Source organism: Armatimonadota bacterium, assembly GCA_025059775.1.
Classification (GTDB): Bacteria; Sysuimicrobiota; Sysuimicrobiia; order Sysuimicrobiales; family Sysuimicrobiaceae; genus Sysuimicrobium.
In genome coordinates, this window is the sequence record JANXCW010000003.1 from 1 (window position 1) to 13961 (window position 13961).

General features: G+C 66.8%; 12 protein-coding genes. All 12 read left to right on the plus strand.

Going from position 1 to position 13961, the window contains the following annotated elements; translation table 11 throughout:
- The first annotated feature begins 137 nt into the window (after positions 1-137).
- The 12 genes from N0A24_02650 to N0A24_02705 all read left to right on the plus strand — a co-directional run bounded on the left by N0A24_02650 (position 138) and on the right by N0A24_02705 (position 13960).
- Entirely contained in the window at positions 138-398 is a 261-nt protein-coding gene (locus tag N0A24_02650) for a hypothetical protein (GenBank protein MCS7172303.1), read from the plus strand.
- A 3-nt stretch (positions 399-401) separates the two neighbouring features.
- Positions 402-1238, plus strand: a complete 837-nt coding sequence (locus tag N0A24_02655; GenBank protein MCS7172304.1) for an ABC transporter substrate-binding protein — start codon at positions 402-404, stop codon at positions 1236-1238.
- Between the two features lie 55 nt (positions 1239-1293).
- Positions 1294-2304, plus strand: a complete 1011-nt coding sequence (locus tag N0A24_02660; GenBank protein MCS7172305.1) for a substrate-binding domain-containing protein — start codon at positions 1294-1296, stop codon at positions 2302-2304.
- A gap of 33 nt (positions 2305-2337) precedes the next feature.
- Positions 2338-4053 carry an iron ABC transporter permease gene (locus N0A24_02665; GenBank protein MCS7172306.1) on the plus strand — a complete coding sequence of 572 codons (1716 nt, stop codon included), beginning with the start codon at positions 2338-2340 and terminating at the stop codon, positions 4051-4053.
- Positions 4054-4196: 143 nt separating this feature from the next.
- Positions 4197-5312 carry an ABC transporter ATP-binding protein gene (locus tag N0A24_02670; GenBank protein ID MCS7172307.1) on the plus strand — a complete coding sequence of 372 codons (1116 nt, stop codon included), beginning with the start codon at positions 4197-4199 and terminating at the stop codon, positions 5310-5312.
- Between the two features lie 24 nt (positions 5313-5336).
- A complete protein-coding gene (locus tag N0A24_02675) occupies positions 5337-5621 on the plus strand; it encodes a hypothetical protein (GenBank protein MCS7172308.1) in 285 nt (94 codons plus the stop codon).
- Positions 5622-5642: 21 nt separating this feature from the next.
- Positions 5643-5873: a hypothetical protein gene (locus N0A24_02680; protein MCS7172309.1), complete on the plus strand. Its 231-nt coding sequence runs from the start codon at positions 5643-5645 to the stop codon at positions 5871-5873.
- Positions 5870-6916 (plus strand): hypothetical protein, encoded by a 1047-nt coding sequence (locus N0A24_02685; GenBank protein MCS7172310.1) that lies wholly within the window; start codon positions 5870-5872, stop codon positions 6914-6916. The genes N0A24_02680 and N0A24_02685 overlap by 4 nt, the downstream gene beginning before the upstream one ends.
- Positions 6917-6972: 56 nt before the next feature.
- On the plus strand, positions 6973-8508 hold the full coding sequence (locus N0A24_02690) for an ABC transporter substrate-binding protein (protein MCS7172311.1): 1536 nt from the start codon (positions 6973-6975) through the stop codon (positions 8506-8508).
- A gap of 34 nt (positions 8509-8542) precedes the next feature.
- Positions 8543-9919: an FAD-dependent oxidoreductase gene (locus tag N0A24_02695; GenBank protein ID MCS7172312.1), complete on the plus strand. Its 1377-nt coding sequence runs from the start codon at positions 8543-8545 to the stop codon at positions 9917-9919.
- A 99-nt stretch (positions 9920-10018) separates the two neighbouring features.
- Positions 10019-11641, plus strand: coding sequence for a long-chain fatty acid--CoA ligase (locus N0A24_02700; protein ID MCS7172313.1), 1623 nt, complete (start codon positions 10019-10021; stop codon positions 11639-11641).
- Positions 11642-11656: 15 nt separating this feature from the next.
- Positions 11657-13960, plus strand: a complete 2304-nt coding sequence (locus tag N0A24_02705; protein MCS7172314.1) for a 3-hydroxyacyl-CoA dehydrogenase/enoyl-CoA hydratase family protein — start codon at positions 11657-11659, stop codon at positions 13958-13960.
- Position 13961: the final 1 nt, after the last annotated feature.

Sequence of the window (13961 nt, forward strand, 5' to 3'; positions counted from 1 at the left end):
CCGGAGGCCATCACCCTGGTGGTGGCGGGGGCTCGGAACGCGGGGGTGTCCACCGTCTGCCCCACCTTCGCCTGGCAGACGGTCACGCGTGGCATTCCAAAGGCCCGGGCACGTGAGGAGCCCAGGGGGTGAGAGCCATGCGGAAGATGGTCGGGTTGGCCGTTGGGGTGGCTCTGGCTGCTCTGCTTGTCGCTCAAGGAGTAGTGAGCTTAGCGGGCCCTGCGGAGCGGCCCCAGCGGGGAGGGGTGCTGAGGGTGGCGGACGAGCCCGCGGGAGGGCCCTTCGGGGTCCCGTGGATCATGCCGGTGTTCGGCATCATCGCCGCCATGCCCGTCTACGAAGCTCCCGTGTGGGTGGACGCGTACAACCGGGTCCTGCCCAGGCTTGCGGAGCAGTGAGAGGTGGCTCCGGACCGCAAAGCCCTTCTCCTCCGGCTGCGGCGCGGCGTCCAGTCCCACGACGGCACGGAGATGACCGCGGAGGCGGTGAAGTTCAGCCTGGAAGGGTATATCCAGGCGCGACGGGTACCCGCCTACATCAAATCCGTGGACGTACTGGACCGGTACACGGTGCGGGTGAACCTGGAGAAGTGGGACAACGGCGTCTACATCTCCCTGAGCGCGGTTCTCATCACCTCCCCCGCCACCATTCAGCGGTTGGGCCAGGAGCGGGCGCAGTGGCAGCCCGTGGGCACGGGTCCGTTCCGGATCGTGCGGTACGATCCGAACGCGTACGTGGACTACGTGCGGTTCAACCAGTACTGGGATCGGGGGAAGCCCTACCTGGACCGGTTGGAGCTGCGGTTCATCCGGGACGAGCAGACGCGGAAAGCCGCCCTCCTGGCGCATCAGCTGGACATCGCGGGGTTCGGGGATCCCCAGATCATCGCGGAGCTCCGGGACACGGGAAGATTGCATCTGATCACGGGTCCTCCGGGCGCTGGAATCCTGATGATCATCCCGGACAGCGCGAACCCGGATTCCCCCTTTGCGGATCGGCGGGTTCGGGAAGCCTTGGCGTATGCGGTGGATCGGGATACCATCGCCCGCGCCCTCGGGCGCGGAAACTGGCGCCCGTGGAATCAGATCGCACACCCCCAGAGCCCCGCTGCCCTCCGGGATCTTCGGGAGTCCACCTACAACCCCGCGCGGGCAAAGGAGCTGCTGGCCCAGGCGGGATATCCCAACGGGTTCAGCACCCGGATCATCAAAGCCTTTTACCTGGAGCGGGACATCTAGGAAAAAATGTGTGATAGACTTTAGGAAAAATGTGTGAAGAGCACGGGAGGGAACCATGAGGTACCGATGGCACGTGGGGGGGATGGTGTTGGCCCTCCTCGGCCTGGTACAGACGCCCGCCCTGATGGCGCAGGCGGACGCGGTGCGGGCGGCCCGGCAGGAGGGGAAGGTGGTTGTGTACGTGGCCATGCGGGAACCCATTTTCAACGTGGTCAAGAAAATCTACGAGGGCCGATACGGGGTGCCGGTGGAGGAGTGGAGGAGCTCCGCAAGCGGAATCCTGGATCGGGTTCTCACGGAGACCCGGGTGGGCCGCTGGCTGTTTGACGTGGCGGAGGGTACCACGGAGACCATGCAGGTGTTACGGGATGCAGGAGCCATCGGTCGGGGACCGTGGCCCCCCATCGAGGGGCTCACGATCGCATGGCGGGATCCTACCATTCCTCCTCCCTACCGGGTCATCGCGGACGCGGTGATCTACAACCCGCGGCTGGTGCCGGCTGCGGAGGTGCCCCGATCGTACCTTGACCTCATCGATCCGAAATGGCGGGGAAAGATCGTAATGGCAGATCCCCAGCGGAACGTGACCATCGCCCTCTGGCTGCACTGGCTCCGGACCGTGCTGGGGAGGGATTACGACCGGTTCCTCCGGGGATTCGCGGAACAGAGCCCTGCCTTCGTGGGATCCGATCCCCTGGTCCCTCCTAAGGTGATCAGCGGGGAATACCCCCTGGGGATCACCCTGCTGCACTACGTCCCTCTCTTCCGGGCCCAGGGGGCTCCCATCGACTATGCGCGGATCAACCCCATGATGGCCGTGGGAGCGCACTTCGCCGTGAGCGCCCGACCTCCGCATCCCAACGCGGCGAGGCTTCTTATGGAGACGCTCCACTCCCGGGCCACGCTCCTGGCCCTCGCCCAGGAAGGGGAGGTGGTCCTGGTACGGGGCGTGAAGCCGCCCATCCCCGATTTCGAGCAGATCCGGTTCCAGGTGGCGCAGCCGCTTGGCGGAGAGCAACTGCGGGAGTGGCGGCGCGAGCTGGAGAGGGTGTTTGCCCGGCGGTAGTCGGGGAGGAACCCTGCGGCGAAGCGCACCGGCATGAACGGGCGGACGCTGGTACTGCCGCGTCCCTGGACCCGGGTGGAGACGGCCACATGGGTGGCCGTAGCTACGGGGATTCTCGTGGCCTTTCTCACCCTGTACCCCACGGTCATGCTCTTCTACGGAAGCGTGAGCGATGCGCCTCTGGGACTTGCGGGGCATTGGACCACGGCGCACTACCGGGAAGCCTACACGGATCCGGACACGTACCGGATCCTGGCGAACTCTCTCCTCTTTGCCTCCGGGGCGACGGCGTTCTCCATGCTTCTAGCGACGGTCCTCGCCTGGATCACGGTGCGGACCAATGCGCCGGGCAGGCACCTATTTGAGCTCATCGGCCTGGCCCCCAACGTGATCCCCCGGTTTCTCGTGGCCACCTCGTGGAGCCTGGTGCTGAGCCCCCGCATCGGACTTCTCAACCGGGGGGTGTTACAGCCCCTCGGGCTCCCCCCCCTGAACGGGTACTCCCTGGGAGGCATGATGTTTGTGGAAGGGTTGGTGCTCACGCCCCTCGCCTTCCTTATCCTCTCCGCGGCGTTGCGTGCCATGGATCCGGCCCTGGAGGAAGCAGGGCGGATGGCGGGCTCCGGGGTGCTGGACGTGACCCGCCGGGTGACCATCCCCGTCATGGCTCCTGCGGTTCTAGGCACGGCCACCCTGAACTTCGCGCGAGCCATCGAGAGCCTCGATATCCCCGTGGTCCTGGGGATGCCGGTGGGAATCGAGGTCCTAAGCACGAAGATCTTCCGAGAGGCCCTGGCAACCCTTCCGCCTAACCACAACCTCGCGGCCACGTATGCGGTCGGCCAGCTCGTCATGACCCTCACCCTGGTAGGAATTTACCGGAAGCTGACCGCCCTCTCGGAACGGTATGCCACCATCACGGGACGCGGATACCGACCCCGGGTGATCAACCTGGGACCGTGGCGGTACCTGGCCTCCGGGTTGGCGCTGGGAATCCTCGGCCTATTGGTGGTGGTGCCCCTGGCGGTCTTGGTGTACGTCTCCTTGGTTCCCTACTACCAGGTGCCGACCTGGGAGGTGCTGGGCCAGCTGACGCTGCGGCACTACGGGTTCCTCCTCCAAAGCAACCGCGTGGCCCGCGCCCTTCAGGTGAGCCTCACCCTGGCCCTGGGCGGGGCCACCGTGGCCATGCTCCTCGCCTCCCTGGTGGCGTACTTCACCGTCCACCGGAGGATGCGGCTCAGCGGGGTATTGGAGGGGCTCTCCTTCGTGCCCTGGGCCTTTCCCGGAACGGCCCTGGCGGTGGGGCTGCTGTGGGCCTACGCACAGCTCCCCCTGCCCATCTACGGGACTCTGTGGATCCTGCTCATCAGCTACGTCACCCGGTTTCTCCCCTACGGCCTCAGGGCCATGACCTCTACCATGGTGCAGGTACACCGGGAACTGGAGGAGTCCTCAAGGGTCTGCGGAGCGGGATTCTGGGGCACCTTCCGGAAGATCCTCCTACCCCTGGTGCGGCCCGGATTCCTGGCGGGCTGGGCCATCCTCTTCACCATTTACATCCAGGAGTTCAGCACCTCCGTTCTCCTGTACACCCCGCGTGCGGAACCCGTGGGCCCCTTGCTGTTCCACCTGTGGGAGGACGGGCAGGTAGGGGATATGGCGGCGCTGGGGATCGTGGTGAGCGTCCTGTGTGTGGTCGTGGTGGCCGCGGCACGCCGATGGATGCGCGAGCCTACCGCTCCCTAGCGCCCCGAGGCCCTGGCATGGGGTTCGGCCGAGTCGGGGCGAAATGGTCGGCCGTGTCGGGGAACCGCCCGCCGGGTTCGAAACTGTCCTGCGCGGCACGGTGGACGGGTGGAGGATATATTTTAAGGTTGGGGTGATTGGCTGTGGCCTCCATCCGGTTGATCTCCCTGCGGAAGGTGTTTGAGTTCCGGGGACAACTGGTCCGAGCCGTGGACGACGTGACCCTGGAGGCTCCGGAGGGAAAGATCTTGACCCTGTTGGGGCCCAGTGGGTGTGGGAAGACCACAGTGCTGCGGTGCATGGCGGGGTTGGAGCGTCCCGACGATGGGGAGATCTGGTTCGGGGATCGATTGGTCTTCAGCCGGTCACAAGGGGTCTATGTACCCCCTGAGCGCCGGAACATCGGGATGGTGTTCCAGTCGTATGCCATCTGGCCTCATCTGACGGTGTTCGAAAACGTGGCGTATCCCTTGCGGGTGCGGCGCTTGTCTGCTCAGGAGATCCGGAAACGGGTGGAGGCGGCGTTGGAGCTGGTGGGATTGGGAGGACTGGCGGACCGCCCTGCGCCCCTTCTCAGTGGTGGACAGCAGCAGCGGGTAGCCCTGGCGCGGGCACTGGTGTACGAGCCACAGGTTCTGCTGTTGGACGAACCCCTCAGCAATCTGGATGCGAAGGTACGGGAGCAGGTGCGGGAGGAGCTGCGGGGGCTGCAGCGGAAGCTGGGGATCACCACGGTCTATGTAACGCACGACCAGGTGGAGGCGCTGTCCCTGTCGGACGTGGTGGCGGTGATGCGGGAAGGGAGGATAGAGGAAGTGGGGACCCCGCAGCAGCTCTACGAGCGGCCGCAGACCCGGTTCGTGGCGGAGTTCGTGGGGACCACGAACCTGCTCTTAGGGCGCCTGATAGCGGCGAACGGACAGGTAGGTGTGGTGGAGACAGAATGCGGGCGGCTCCAGGTGCGGCTGGAGGGGATGGACGTACCGCGGGGCGAGCGGGTGTGGGTGGGGATTCGACCGGAGCACGTGGTGGTGGAGTCGCAGCCGACGGGGGAGGCGAACGTAGTGACGGGAAGGGTCCAGTCCGCCCTGTTCGAGGGGACGGTAATGCGGTACCGGATTGCCGTGGGGGAGGGGAAAGCGACCCTGATGGCGTACGGGAGGCCGGGCTGGCGGCCTGAGGAGACCGTCTACCTCCAGCTGGATCCGCGGCGGATCCTCCTCCTGCGCGATCGGTTCCCGGACGCGGCGAAGAGCTAGACCGAGGAAGGGAGGTGAGGAGGCATGGCGGTGCTGGTGGATCCCACAGGAGGGACCGTGGAGATCACGCGGCGCATGGCCCCACGGGGCGGTCGGACCCTGCGGGGAGCACGGGTGGGGCTTGTGGACAACGGTAAGCGAAACGCGGACATCTTCCTCCAGGCCCTGGGGACCCTCCTCCGGGAGCGGTATGGGGTAAGCGAGGTGGTGCCGCGGCGTAAGCCGCACTTTGCGGTCCCTGTAAGCCCGGAGCTGGTGGAGGAGTTGAGCGCTCAGTGCGACTTCGTGATCCCCGGGGTGGGGGACTGAGGGTCCTGTAGCGCGGCCAGTGTGGCCGACGGCATCCTGTTCGAGGAGCGGGGGATCCCGGCCGCCGCGGTGATCACGGATGCCTTCCGGCGTACCGCGGATGCCATGGCCAGGACCCAGGGGTTGGAAGGGTATCCGTACGTGGCCATTCCGCACCCCATCAGCAGCCTCTCCCCGGAGGAGCTGAGGATGCGGGCGGAGCAGGCCCTTCCGGAAGTGGTGCGGCTGTTACAGGAGGAGGTGAAGGGATGAGCCGGGGTGTGGTGGCGGAGCCGACCCGGGAGGCGGTGCGGGGCGCCCGGGAGGCCATTGAGTACTGCTACGAGCGGGGGTGGACGGACGGGTTGCCCGTGGTTCCCCCCGCAGAGGAGTTCGTAGAAGAGTTCCTGGCGCAGGTGGACCGGGACCCGGAGGAGGTGGTGTTTGCGCAGGAACACCTGGGCCGGAAGTGCACCGTGCGCCTTGCCGCAGCGAACGCGGTCATGGCGGGGTGCAGGCCGGAGTACTTCCCCGTGGTGCTGGCGATGCTGGAGGCGGTTCGGGACCTGCCGGTGAGCCGGGGGCTGTTCCAGAGCACCACCGGGCAAGCGGTGCTGGTGGTGCTCAACGGTCCCATCCGGCAGGAGCTGGGGTTTAACGGTTCCGACAACGTCTTCAGCCCCGGGGACCGGGCCAACGCCACCGTGGGGCGAGCCCTGCGGCTGGTGATCATGAACGCCTTGGGGATCCGTCCCCATGCCTTCGATCAGAGCACCCAGGGTACTCCCGCCAAGTACAGCTTCTGCATCGCGGAGAACGAGGAGGAAAGCCCCTGGGAGCCCCTGCACGTGGAGCGGGGGTTTGGCAAGGAGGAGAGCACGGTGACGGTGGCTTGGGCAAGGGGGACCATGCCCGTAGAGCAGCGGGACTCCAAGCAGCCCGAACACATCCTCCTCAATATCGCGGACTCCATGTCCTACGGAGGGGGGTACTTTCCCTCACCCCGGGGGCACGGGTCCATCGTGGTGATGGGGCCGGAGCATGCGCAGCTGATCGCCCAGGCGGGGTGGAGCAAGCGGCAGGTGCGGGAGTTCCTGTGGGAGCACTTCGGCCGTCGGGCGGGGGAGCTGCGGCGGCTGGCGAAGGATGGGGGTCTGGACCCGGATCTCAGCGATGCGGCCTTCGTGCGGTTCGCCTCCGGGCCGGAGGCCATCACCCTGGTGGTGGCGGGGGCTCGGAACGCGGGGGTGTCCACCGTCTGCCCCACCTTCGCCTGGCAAACGGTCACCCGCCGGATCCCGGCAAAGCGGAGCTGAGGTGGATGCATCGGCTGCGCGGTGAAGGGAAATCTCTTCGATCAGGAGGTGAGCGGATGCGCAGGCTGTGGGGACTGGCCGTGGGAGTTGCCCTGGCCGTGGTTTTGGGGGCCAGGGGGGTGCACATCGGGATCGCCGGGCCCGCGGAGCGGACCCAGCGGGGAGGGGTGCTGAGGGTAGCGGATGAACCTCCGGGAGGGCCCTTCGGGGTCCCGTGGATCATGCCGGTGTTCGGCATCATCGCCGCCATGCCCGTCTACGAGACCCTGCTGTGGGTGGACGCGTACGGCCGGGTCTCACCGAGGCTTGCGGAGCGGTGGGAGGTGGCTCCGGACCGCAAAGCCCTCCTCCTCCGGCTGCGGCGCGGCGCCCAGTTCCACGACGGCACGGAGATGACCGCGGAGGCGGTGAAGTTCAGTCTGGAGGAGAGCATCCGGGTGCGGCGGCTACCCGCCTACATCAAATCCGTGGACGTACTGGACCGGTACACGGTGCGGGTGAACCTGGAGAAGTGGGACAACGGGGTGTTCCTGGCCCTGGGGGGATCCGCGGCCCTCATCGCTTCTCCTGCCACCATTCAGCGGTTGGGCCAGGAGCGGGCGCAGTGGCAGCCCGTGGGCACGGGTCCGTTCCGGATCGTGCGGTACGATCCGAACGCGTACGCGGACTACGTGCGATTCAACCAGTACTGGGATCAGGGGAAGCCCTACATGGATCGACTGGAGATGCGGTTCATCCGAGACGTGCAGACGTTAAAGGCAGCCTTGCTCGCGGGACAGCTGGATGTGGCTGGATTCGGAGATCCACAGGTGATCGCGGAGCTGCGGGGTACAGGGAGGTTCCGGACCATCACGGGGCCTCCGGGAAGCGGCATCCTCATGATCGTTCCAGACAGCGCGAACGCGGACTCGCCGTTTGCGGACCGGCGGGTGCGGGAGGCGCTGGCGTATGCGGTGGACCGGGCGGCCATCGCACGGGCTCTGGGGTATGGGAACTGGGAGCCGTGGGACCAGATCGCGCATCCGGCAAGCCCCGCGGCCCTTCAGGACTACCGGGGGCCCACCTACAACCCCGCGCGGGCAAGGGAACTGTTGGCCCAGGCAGGCTATCCTAACGGCTTTGACAGCCGTCTGACGCCTGCTCCCTTCCTGCCTCGGGAGGTGGGCGTGGTGATTCAGCGGTACCTTCGGGAAGTGGGAATCCGAACGGAGCTGGATACCCCGGAGATCGCGAGGTACGCGGAGTACCAGCGGAAGGGCTGGCGCGGTCTGCTCCTGCATTACTTTGGCTACTTCCCGAACTTCAACAACTATATTCGGTTCTACTTCACCAACTCTCCGGAAGGATTTGTGAGCATGAGGCGGCCCGAGGGACTGGACCGGTTGGTGGAGGACTCCGCCTCCACGCTCACGGTCCAGCGGCACAAAGTACAGCAGATGCATCGAGTGCTGCTCCAGGACCTCACCGTGATCCCCGTCTACCTCAGCATGCGGACGTACATCGCGCGCCCAGAAGTTCGGGACACGGGGCATCTCACCAAGGCCACCTGGCCCTACTGGGAGCCCGCGAAGGCATGGAAGGCCCGGCAGTAGGACAGGAGCGGGGAAGTGAGGGAGGACGAACCGCATGATGGCCCATCCGGGAGCGCGGCCATCGGAGCGCCCCTACATGGTGGAGGAGGCCCGCCGGATACCCGTCTTTGGGGAGTTCGACGTGGTGGTGCTGGGTGGAGGCCCCGCGGGCATCGCCGCCGCCACGGCCGCGGGTCGGTGTGGTTGCTCCGTGGTGCTCGCGGAGCGGTACGGATTTCTCGGCGGGATGGGGACCGCAGCAGGGGTTACTACCTTCGCGGGCCTCCACGCCAATGTCTACGGGGAGCACCGGCAGGTGGTGCACGGGGTGGTGGACGATCTCCTGGCCCGGATGGAGCGCCTGGGGGGGCTCAACGCCCCGCATCTCTCCCTGGGCGGCCGTATCATGGCCCAGGCCTACGATACGGCCGCGTACAAGGTCGCCGCGGACGACCTCGTGCTGAGCGCGGGCGTGAAACTCCTCTTCCACACGTTGGGTGTTGGGGCGTTGATGACCCATGAGCGGGAGATCGCGGCCCTGCTGGTGGAGACCAAGTCCGGACGTTTCGCCATCCGCGGACGGGTGTTCATCGATTGCTCCGGCGATGCGGACCTCGCCGCGTGGGCGGGAGTACCGTACGAGAAGGGAGACGGCCGGGGGAAACTCCTGTATCCCACCACCATGTTCCGGATCAACGGGGTGGATCCAGAGCGGGCGGGAAGGGCCTGGGAGCTGCTTCCTCAGATCATGGAGGAGGCAGAGCGGGAGGGAAGAAGGTTCCCGCGGCGCGCTCCCATCCTGCGCCCCCAGCGGAACCCTCTGGAGTGGCGCGCCAACGTAACCCAGATCCGGCTCCCGGACGGCAGGGCGGTGGACGGGACGGATGTGGAGCAGCTGACGTATGGAGAGGTGGAGGGGCGCAGGCAGGTGTGGGCGTTCTTCGAGTTCCTCCGGGAGCGCCTTCCGGGATTTGAGAACGCTTACATCGTGGACATTGCGCCTCAGTTGGGGATTCGGGAAACGCGGCGCATCGTGGGGGAGTACCAGCTGACGGAGGAGGATGTAGTGGGCTGCGCGAGTTTCGAGGACACCATCGGGGTAAACGGGTGGCCCGTGGAAGAACACGTGCAGGGAGATGTGGTGATCCGTTGGCCGCCCATCCCCGACTGCCGGGGCTTTCACCATCTGCCCTACCGCATCCTGCTCCCACAGAAGGTGGATAACCTCCTGGTGGCGGGGCGGTGCGCCTCCATGACCCACGGGGGGCAGTCCTCCGCCCGAGTATCCGGACCTTGCTTCGTCATGGGGCAGGCGGCAGGAACCGCCGCCGCCTTGGCCCTGCAGCTCGGTATCCCCGTGCGCCACCTGCCCGTAGCACGGCTCCAGGCGCTCCTGGAGCGGGATGGCGTCTACCTGGGGCGGGACCTCTAAGCGGCTGCGGAAGGGGGAGCGCCTCCCGGCCCGCGTTGCGGGCTGGGAGGGAGGGGGGGTAAACTGGGGATCCGAGAACGGAGGTGAGTGGAAATGCAGATGGTGTCGGAGTTACGCGCGAGCTTGGCGTACCCCTTGACCCTCTCCCGGGTGCTGGAGCGGATGATCCGGTACTGGGGACACGTGGATGTGGTGACGCGGCGGCCGGACCGCTCCTTGCACCGAACCACCTATGTGGAGCTGTACCGGCGCGCACACGCCCTGGCCCGTGCCCTGACCCGCCTGGGCATTCGGCCTGGGGATCGCGTGGCCACCCTGTGCTGGAACCACTCCATGCACATGGAGTGCTACCTCGGCGTCCCCATCACGGGAGCCATCCTGCACACCCTCAACCTGCGTCTCCACCCCAGCGATCTCGCGTACATCGTGAACCACGCGGAGGACCGCTTCCTCATCGTGGACGATGTCCTGCTCCCGTTATTCGAGCAGTTTAAGCAGGACGTGCGGTTGGAGCGGATCTTCGTGGTTCCCTTCTCGGGGCAGCCCGCTCCCGCCCCCTACGACAGCTACGAGGAGCTCATCCAGGGGCCCTTTGAACCCTTCCCGTACCCGGACATCCCGGAGGACAGTCCCGCCATGATGTGCTACACCTCCGGGACCACGGGGCGTCCGAAGGGGGCCATGTACTCCCACAAAGCCATGGTGCTGGCGGCTATGGCCACCATGCTGGCCGATACCTTCGCGATTTCCCGGCGGGACACCATCCTGGCGGTGGTGCCCATGTTCCACGTAGCTGGCTGGGTCCTGCCCTTCTCCGCGCCGCTCGCGGGCGCACGCCTGCTGCTACCGGGCCCGCATCTGGATCCCGAGAGCGTCCTGGAGCTCATCTCCTCCGAAGGGGCCACCTTCTCCGGAGGCGTACCCACCGTCTGGCTGGGGATCCTGGACGTCCTGGAGCGCAACCCGGAGAGGTATCCCCTCCGTCGGGAGCTGCGGGTGGCGGTGGGCGGTAGCGCGCCTCCGGAATCCCTCCTGAGGCGCATGAAGCGTGCCGGCATCCGACTGATCCACGGATGGGGGATGACGGAGGTGCTCATCGGGATCCAGAGCCACCTCAAGCCCCATATGGAGAGCTGGCCCGAGGAACAGCAGATCGCTATGCAGCTCAAGCAGGGCATGCCCGTACCTCTTCTGGAGGCCCGCATTATGGGGCCCGAAGGGGAGGTTCCGCCGGACGATCGGACCATGGGGGAGCTGCAGGTCCGGGGGCCGTGGGTGGCGGGGAGCTACTTCCGCGGGGAAGCCCCAGATGCCTGGACCTCAGACGGCTGGTTCCGCACGGGGGACGTGGCCGTGTGGGATGCGGAGGGGTTCATCAAGATCGTGGACCGTACCAAGGACCTCATTAAATCCGGGGGCGAGTGGATCAGCTCCGTGGACCTCGAGAACGCCCTCATGACCCATCCCAAGGTCAAGGAGGCCACGGTGATCGCGGTTCCCCACCCCAAGTGGATGGAGCGACCCCTGGCGGTGGTAGTACCCCGGGAAGGCGAGACGGTGACGGAGGAGGAGCTGCGGGAGTACCTGCGGCCCAAGTTCGCGAAGTGGTGGCTGCCCGATGCCTTCGTGTTTGCCACGGAAATCCCGAAGACCTCCACGGGGAAGCTGGCGAAGCTGGTGCTACGGGAACGGTTCAAGGACTGGAAGTGGCCGGAATCCTGACCGAAGGAGGCGGCGATGGGCATCCGCAAGGTAGGCGTCGTGGGGGCAGGGGCGATGGGGAGCAGCATCGCGGCCCTGGTAGCATCCGCGGGGATCCCGGTGATCCTCCTGGACCTGCCCTCGGAGGGGGATCCCGACGCCCTGGCCAAGCGGGGGGTGGAGCGGGCCCTGAAGTCCCGGGCATTCTACGATCCGGAAGCCGTCCGGTTGATCACCGTGGGCAACGTACACGATCACCTGCACCGGTTGGGGGACTGTGACTGGGTGGTGGAGGCGGTAGTGGAGGAGGTGGAGCCCAAACGGTCCCTCTTCGCACAGCTGGATTCCGTACTCCCTCCCACCGTCGTGGTTTCCTCCAACACCTCCACCATCCCTATGCGGATTCTGGTGGAGGGAAGGTCAGAGTCCTTCCGACGCCGTTTCCTCGGCACCCACTTCTTCAATCCCCCTCGTGCCCTGCTGCTCCTGGAGCTGGTGCCCGGTCCGGACACGGACCCGGAGTTGCTCCGGCGTATGCAGAGGTTCGCAGAACGCGTGCTGGGTCGCCGGGTGATCGTGGCGAAGGATCGCCCGGGGTTCGTGGCGAACCGGATCGGTATCTACGGCCTCGTGCAGGCCATCCGGATCACGGAGGAGGAAGGACTGACCCTGGAGGAGGTGGACCGGCTTACGGGGCCGTTTCTGGGACGACCCCGCTCCGCCACCTACCGCACCGTAGACCTCACCGGCCTCGACATCCTGGTGCTCGGTACCCGCTCCCTCCAGGAGAACACCGGGGACGACTACCACCTGCCGGATTGGGTGCACCACCTGTACCGGGAAGGCCGGCTGGGGGACAAGGCCGGGAGCGGATTCTTCCGTCGAGAGGGCGACACCCTGCTCGCCTGGGACTACTCCACGAGGACCTACCGGCCCCAGCGCCCTCCCGAGATCCCGGGTCTGGAGAGGGCGGAGGCCGTCCCCTTCCCGGATCGGCTACGGGCTGCCATGGAGCTTCCGGATCGGTATGGGCGGTTCGTGCGCAAGCTCCTCCTCCGCACCTGGCACTTCGCCTTCCTCCGGGCATCGGAGGTGGCCCATGACCTCGTCTCCGTGGACCGGGCCCTGGAGTGGGGATTCGGCTGGGAACTGGGTCCGTTCCGGCAGATGGACGCCGTGGGATCGAGCCTCGTCGCGCAGGGGTTTGCGGAGCTGGGCCTCGAGGTTCCCGACCTCCTGACCCGGGCTACCCAAGGGTTCTACGCGAACGGTGCCTATCTGGATTTCTCCGGGGAATACCGGCCTGTCCCAGAGCGGGAGGGAGTGCTCAGCCTGCGACAGACGCCCACCGTGCTGACCCAGGCTCCGGAGGCCCGCCTGGCGGACCTCGGAGACGGAATTCTGGGAGTGGAGCTGCGCGGCCCTTCGGGAGCCCTGACGCCTCAGGCGCTGGAGGTGTTGCGCCGGGCCGTGGAGGAGGCAGAGGTAGGGAGGTGGGAGGGAATCGTCATCGGTACGGAGGACCTCCGTCGGCTTCCCGCGGACTGGGATTACCGGTGGATGCTTGATCGGATCCGTGGAGGAGAGGAGGAATCCGTCCAGGCTTGGGTAGAGCAGGTTCAGGAGGCATGCATACGGCTCCGGGAGTGCACGGTTCCCGTGGTGATCTGCGCAGCAGGCCAGGTGGCGGGGCCGGGCGTGGCGTTCCTGCTGGCCGCGGACCGGGTGGTGGCGCATGCGGATCTTCAGGTGGCCCTCGTGGAGTACGCACTGGGGTTGGTGCCCGTGGGGGTTCCCACCTTCCTGCTCCGGCGGTTCACAGAGGACCTCCTCCCCTACGGGGTGGCGGGAGAGCTCAAGCCGGAGGCAGGAGCAGACCTCCACGAGGCCACGCACCGGGTATTTCGCCTCCTCCTTTCGGCTTCTACCACCCGCAGTGCGCAGGAAGCGCAACGTCTAGGACTGCTGTGTCCCTGCGACCTCATCACCCTCAGCCGGGACCGGATGCTGGCGCAGGCGAAGGCAGTAGCGCTCGCCCTGGCTCCCAGCTATGTCCCGCCGGTCCCCGGTCCCCTGTGGGGGATGGGGGACGAGACCCTCGGGAACCTGCGCTACGCCGCGTGGGCGCGGTGGGAGGCCCGGCAGGCCACGGAGTGGGATCGGGAGGTGGCCTACGCACTCGCGGACCTCCTCTCCGGGGGCGAGGGCCCCCCGCGGTGGGCGGAGGAGCAGGAGTTCCTCCAGGTGGAAGTGAGCACCTTCCTGCGGCTGCTTCGTTCTCCCAGGACCCAGGAACGGCTGGTGCACTACCTGGAGACCGGAAGGTTCCTCCGGAACTGAG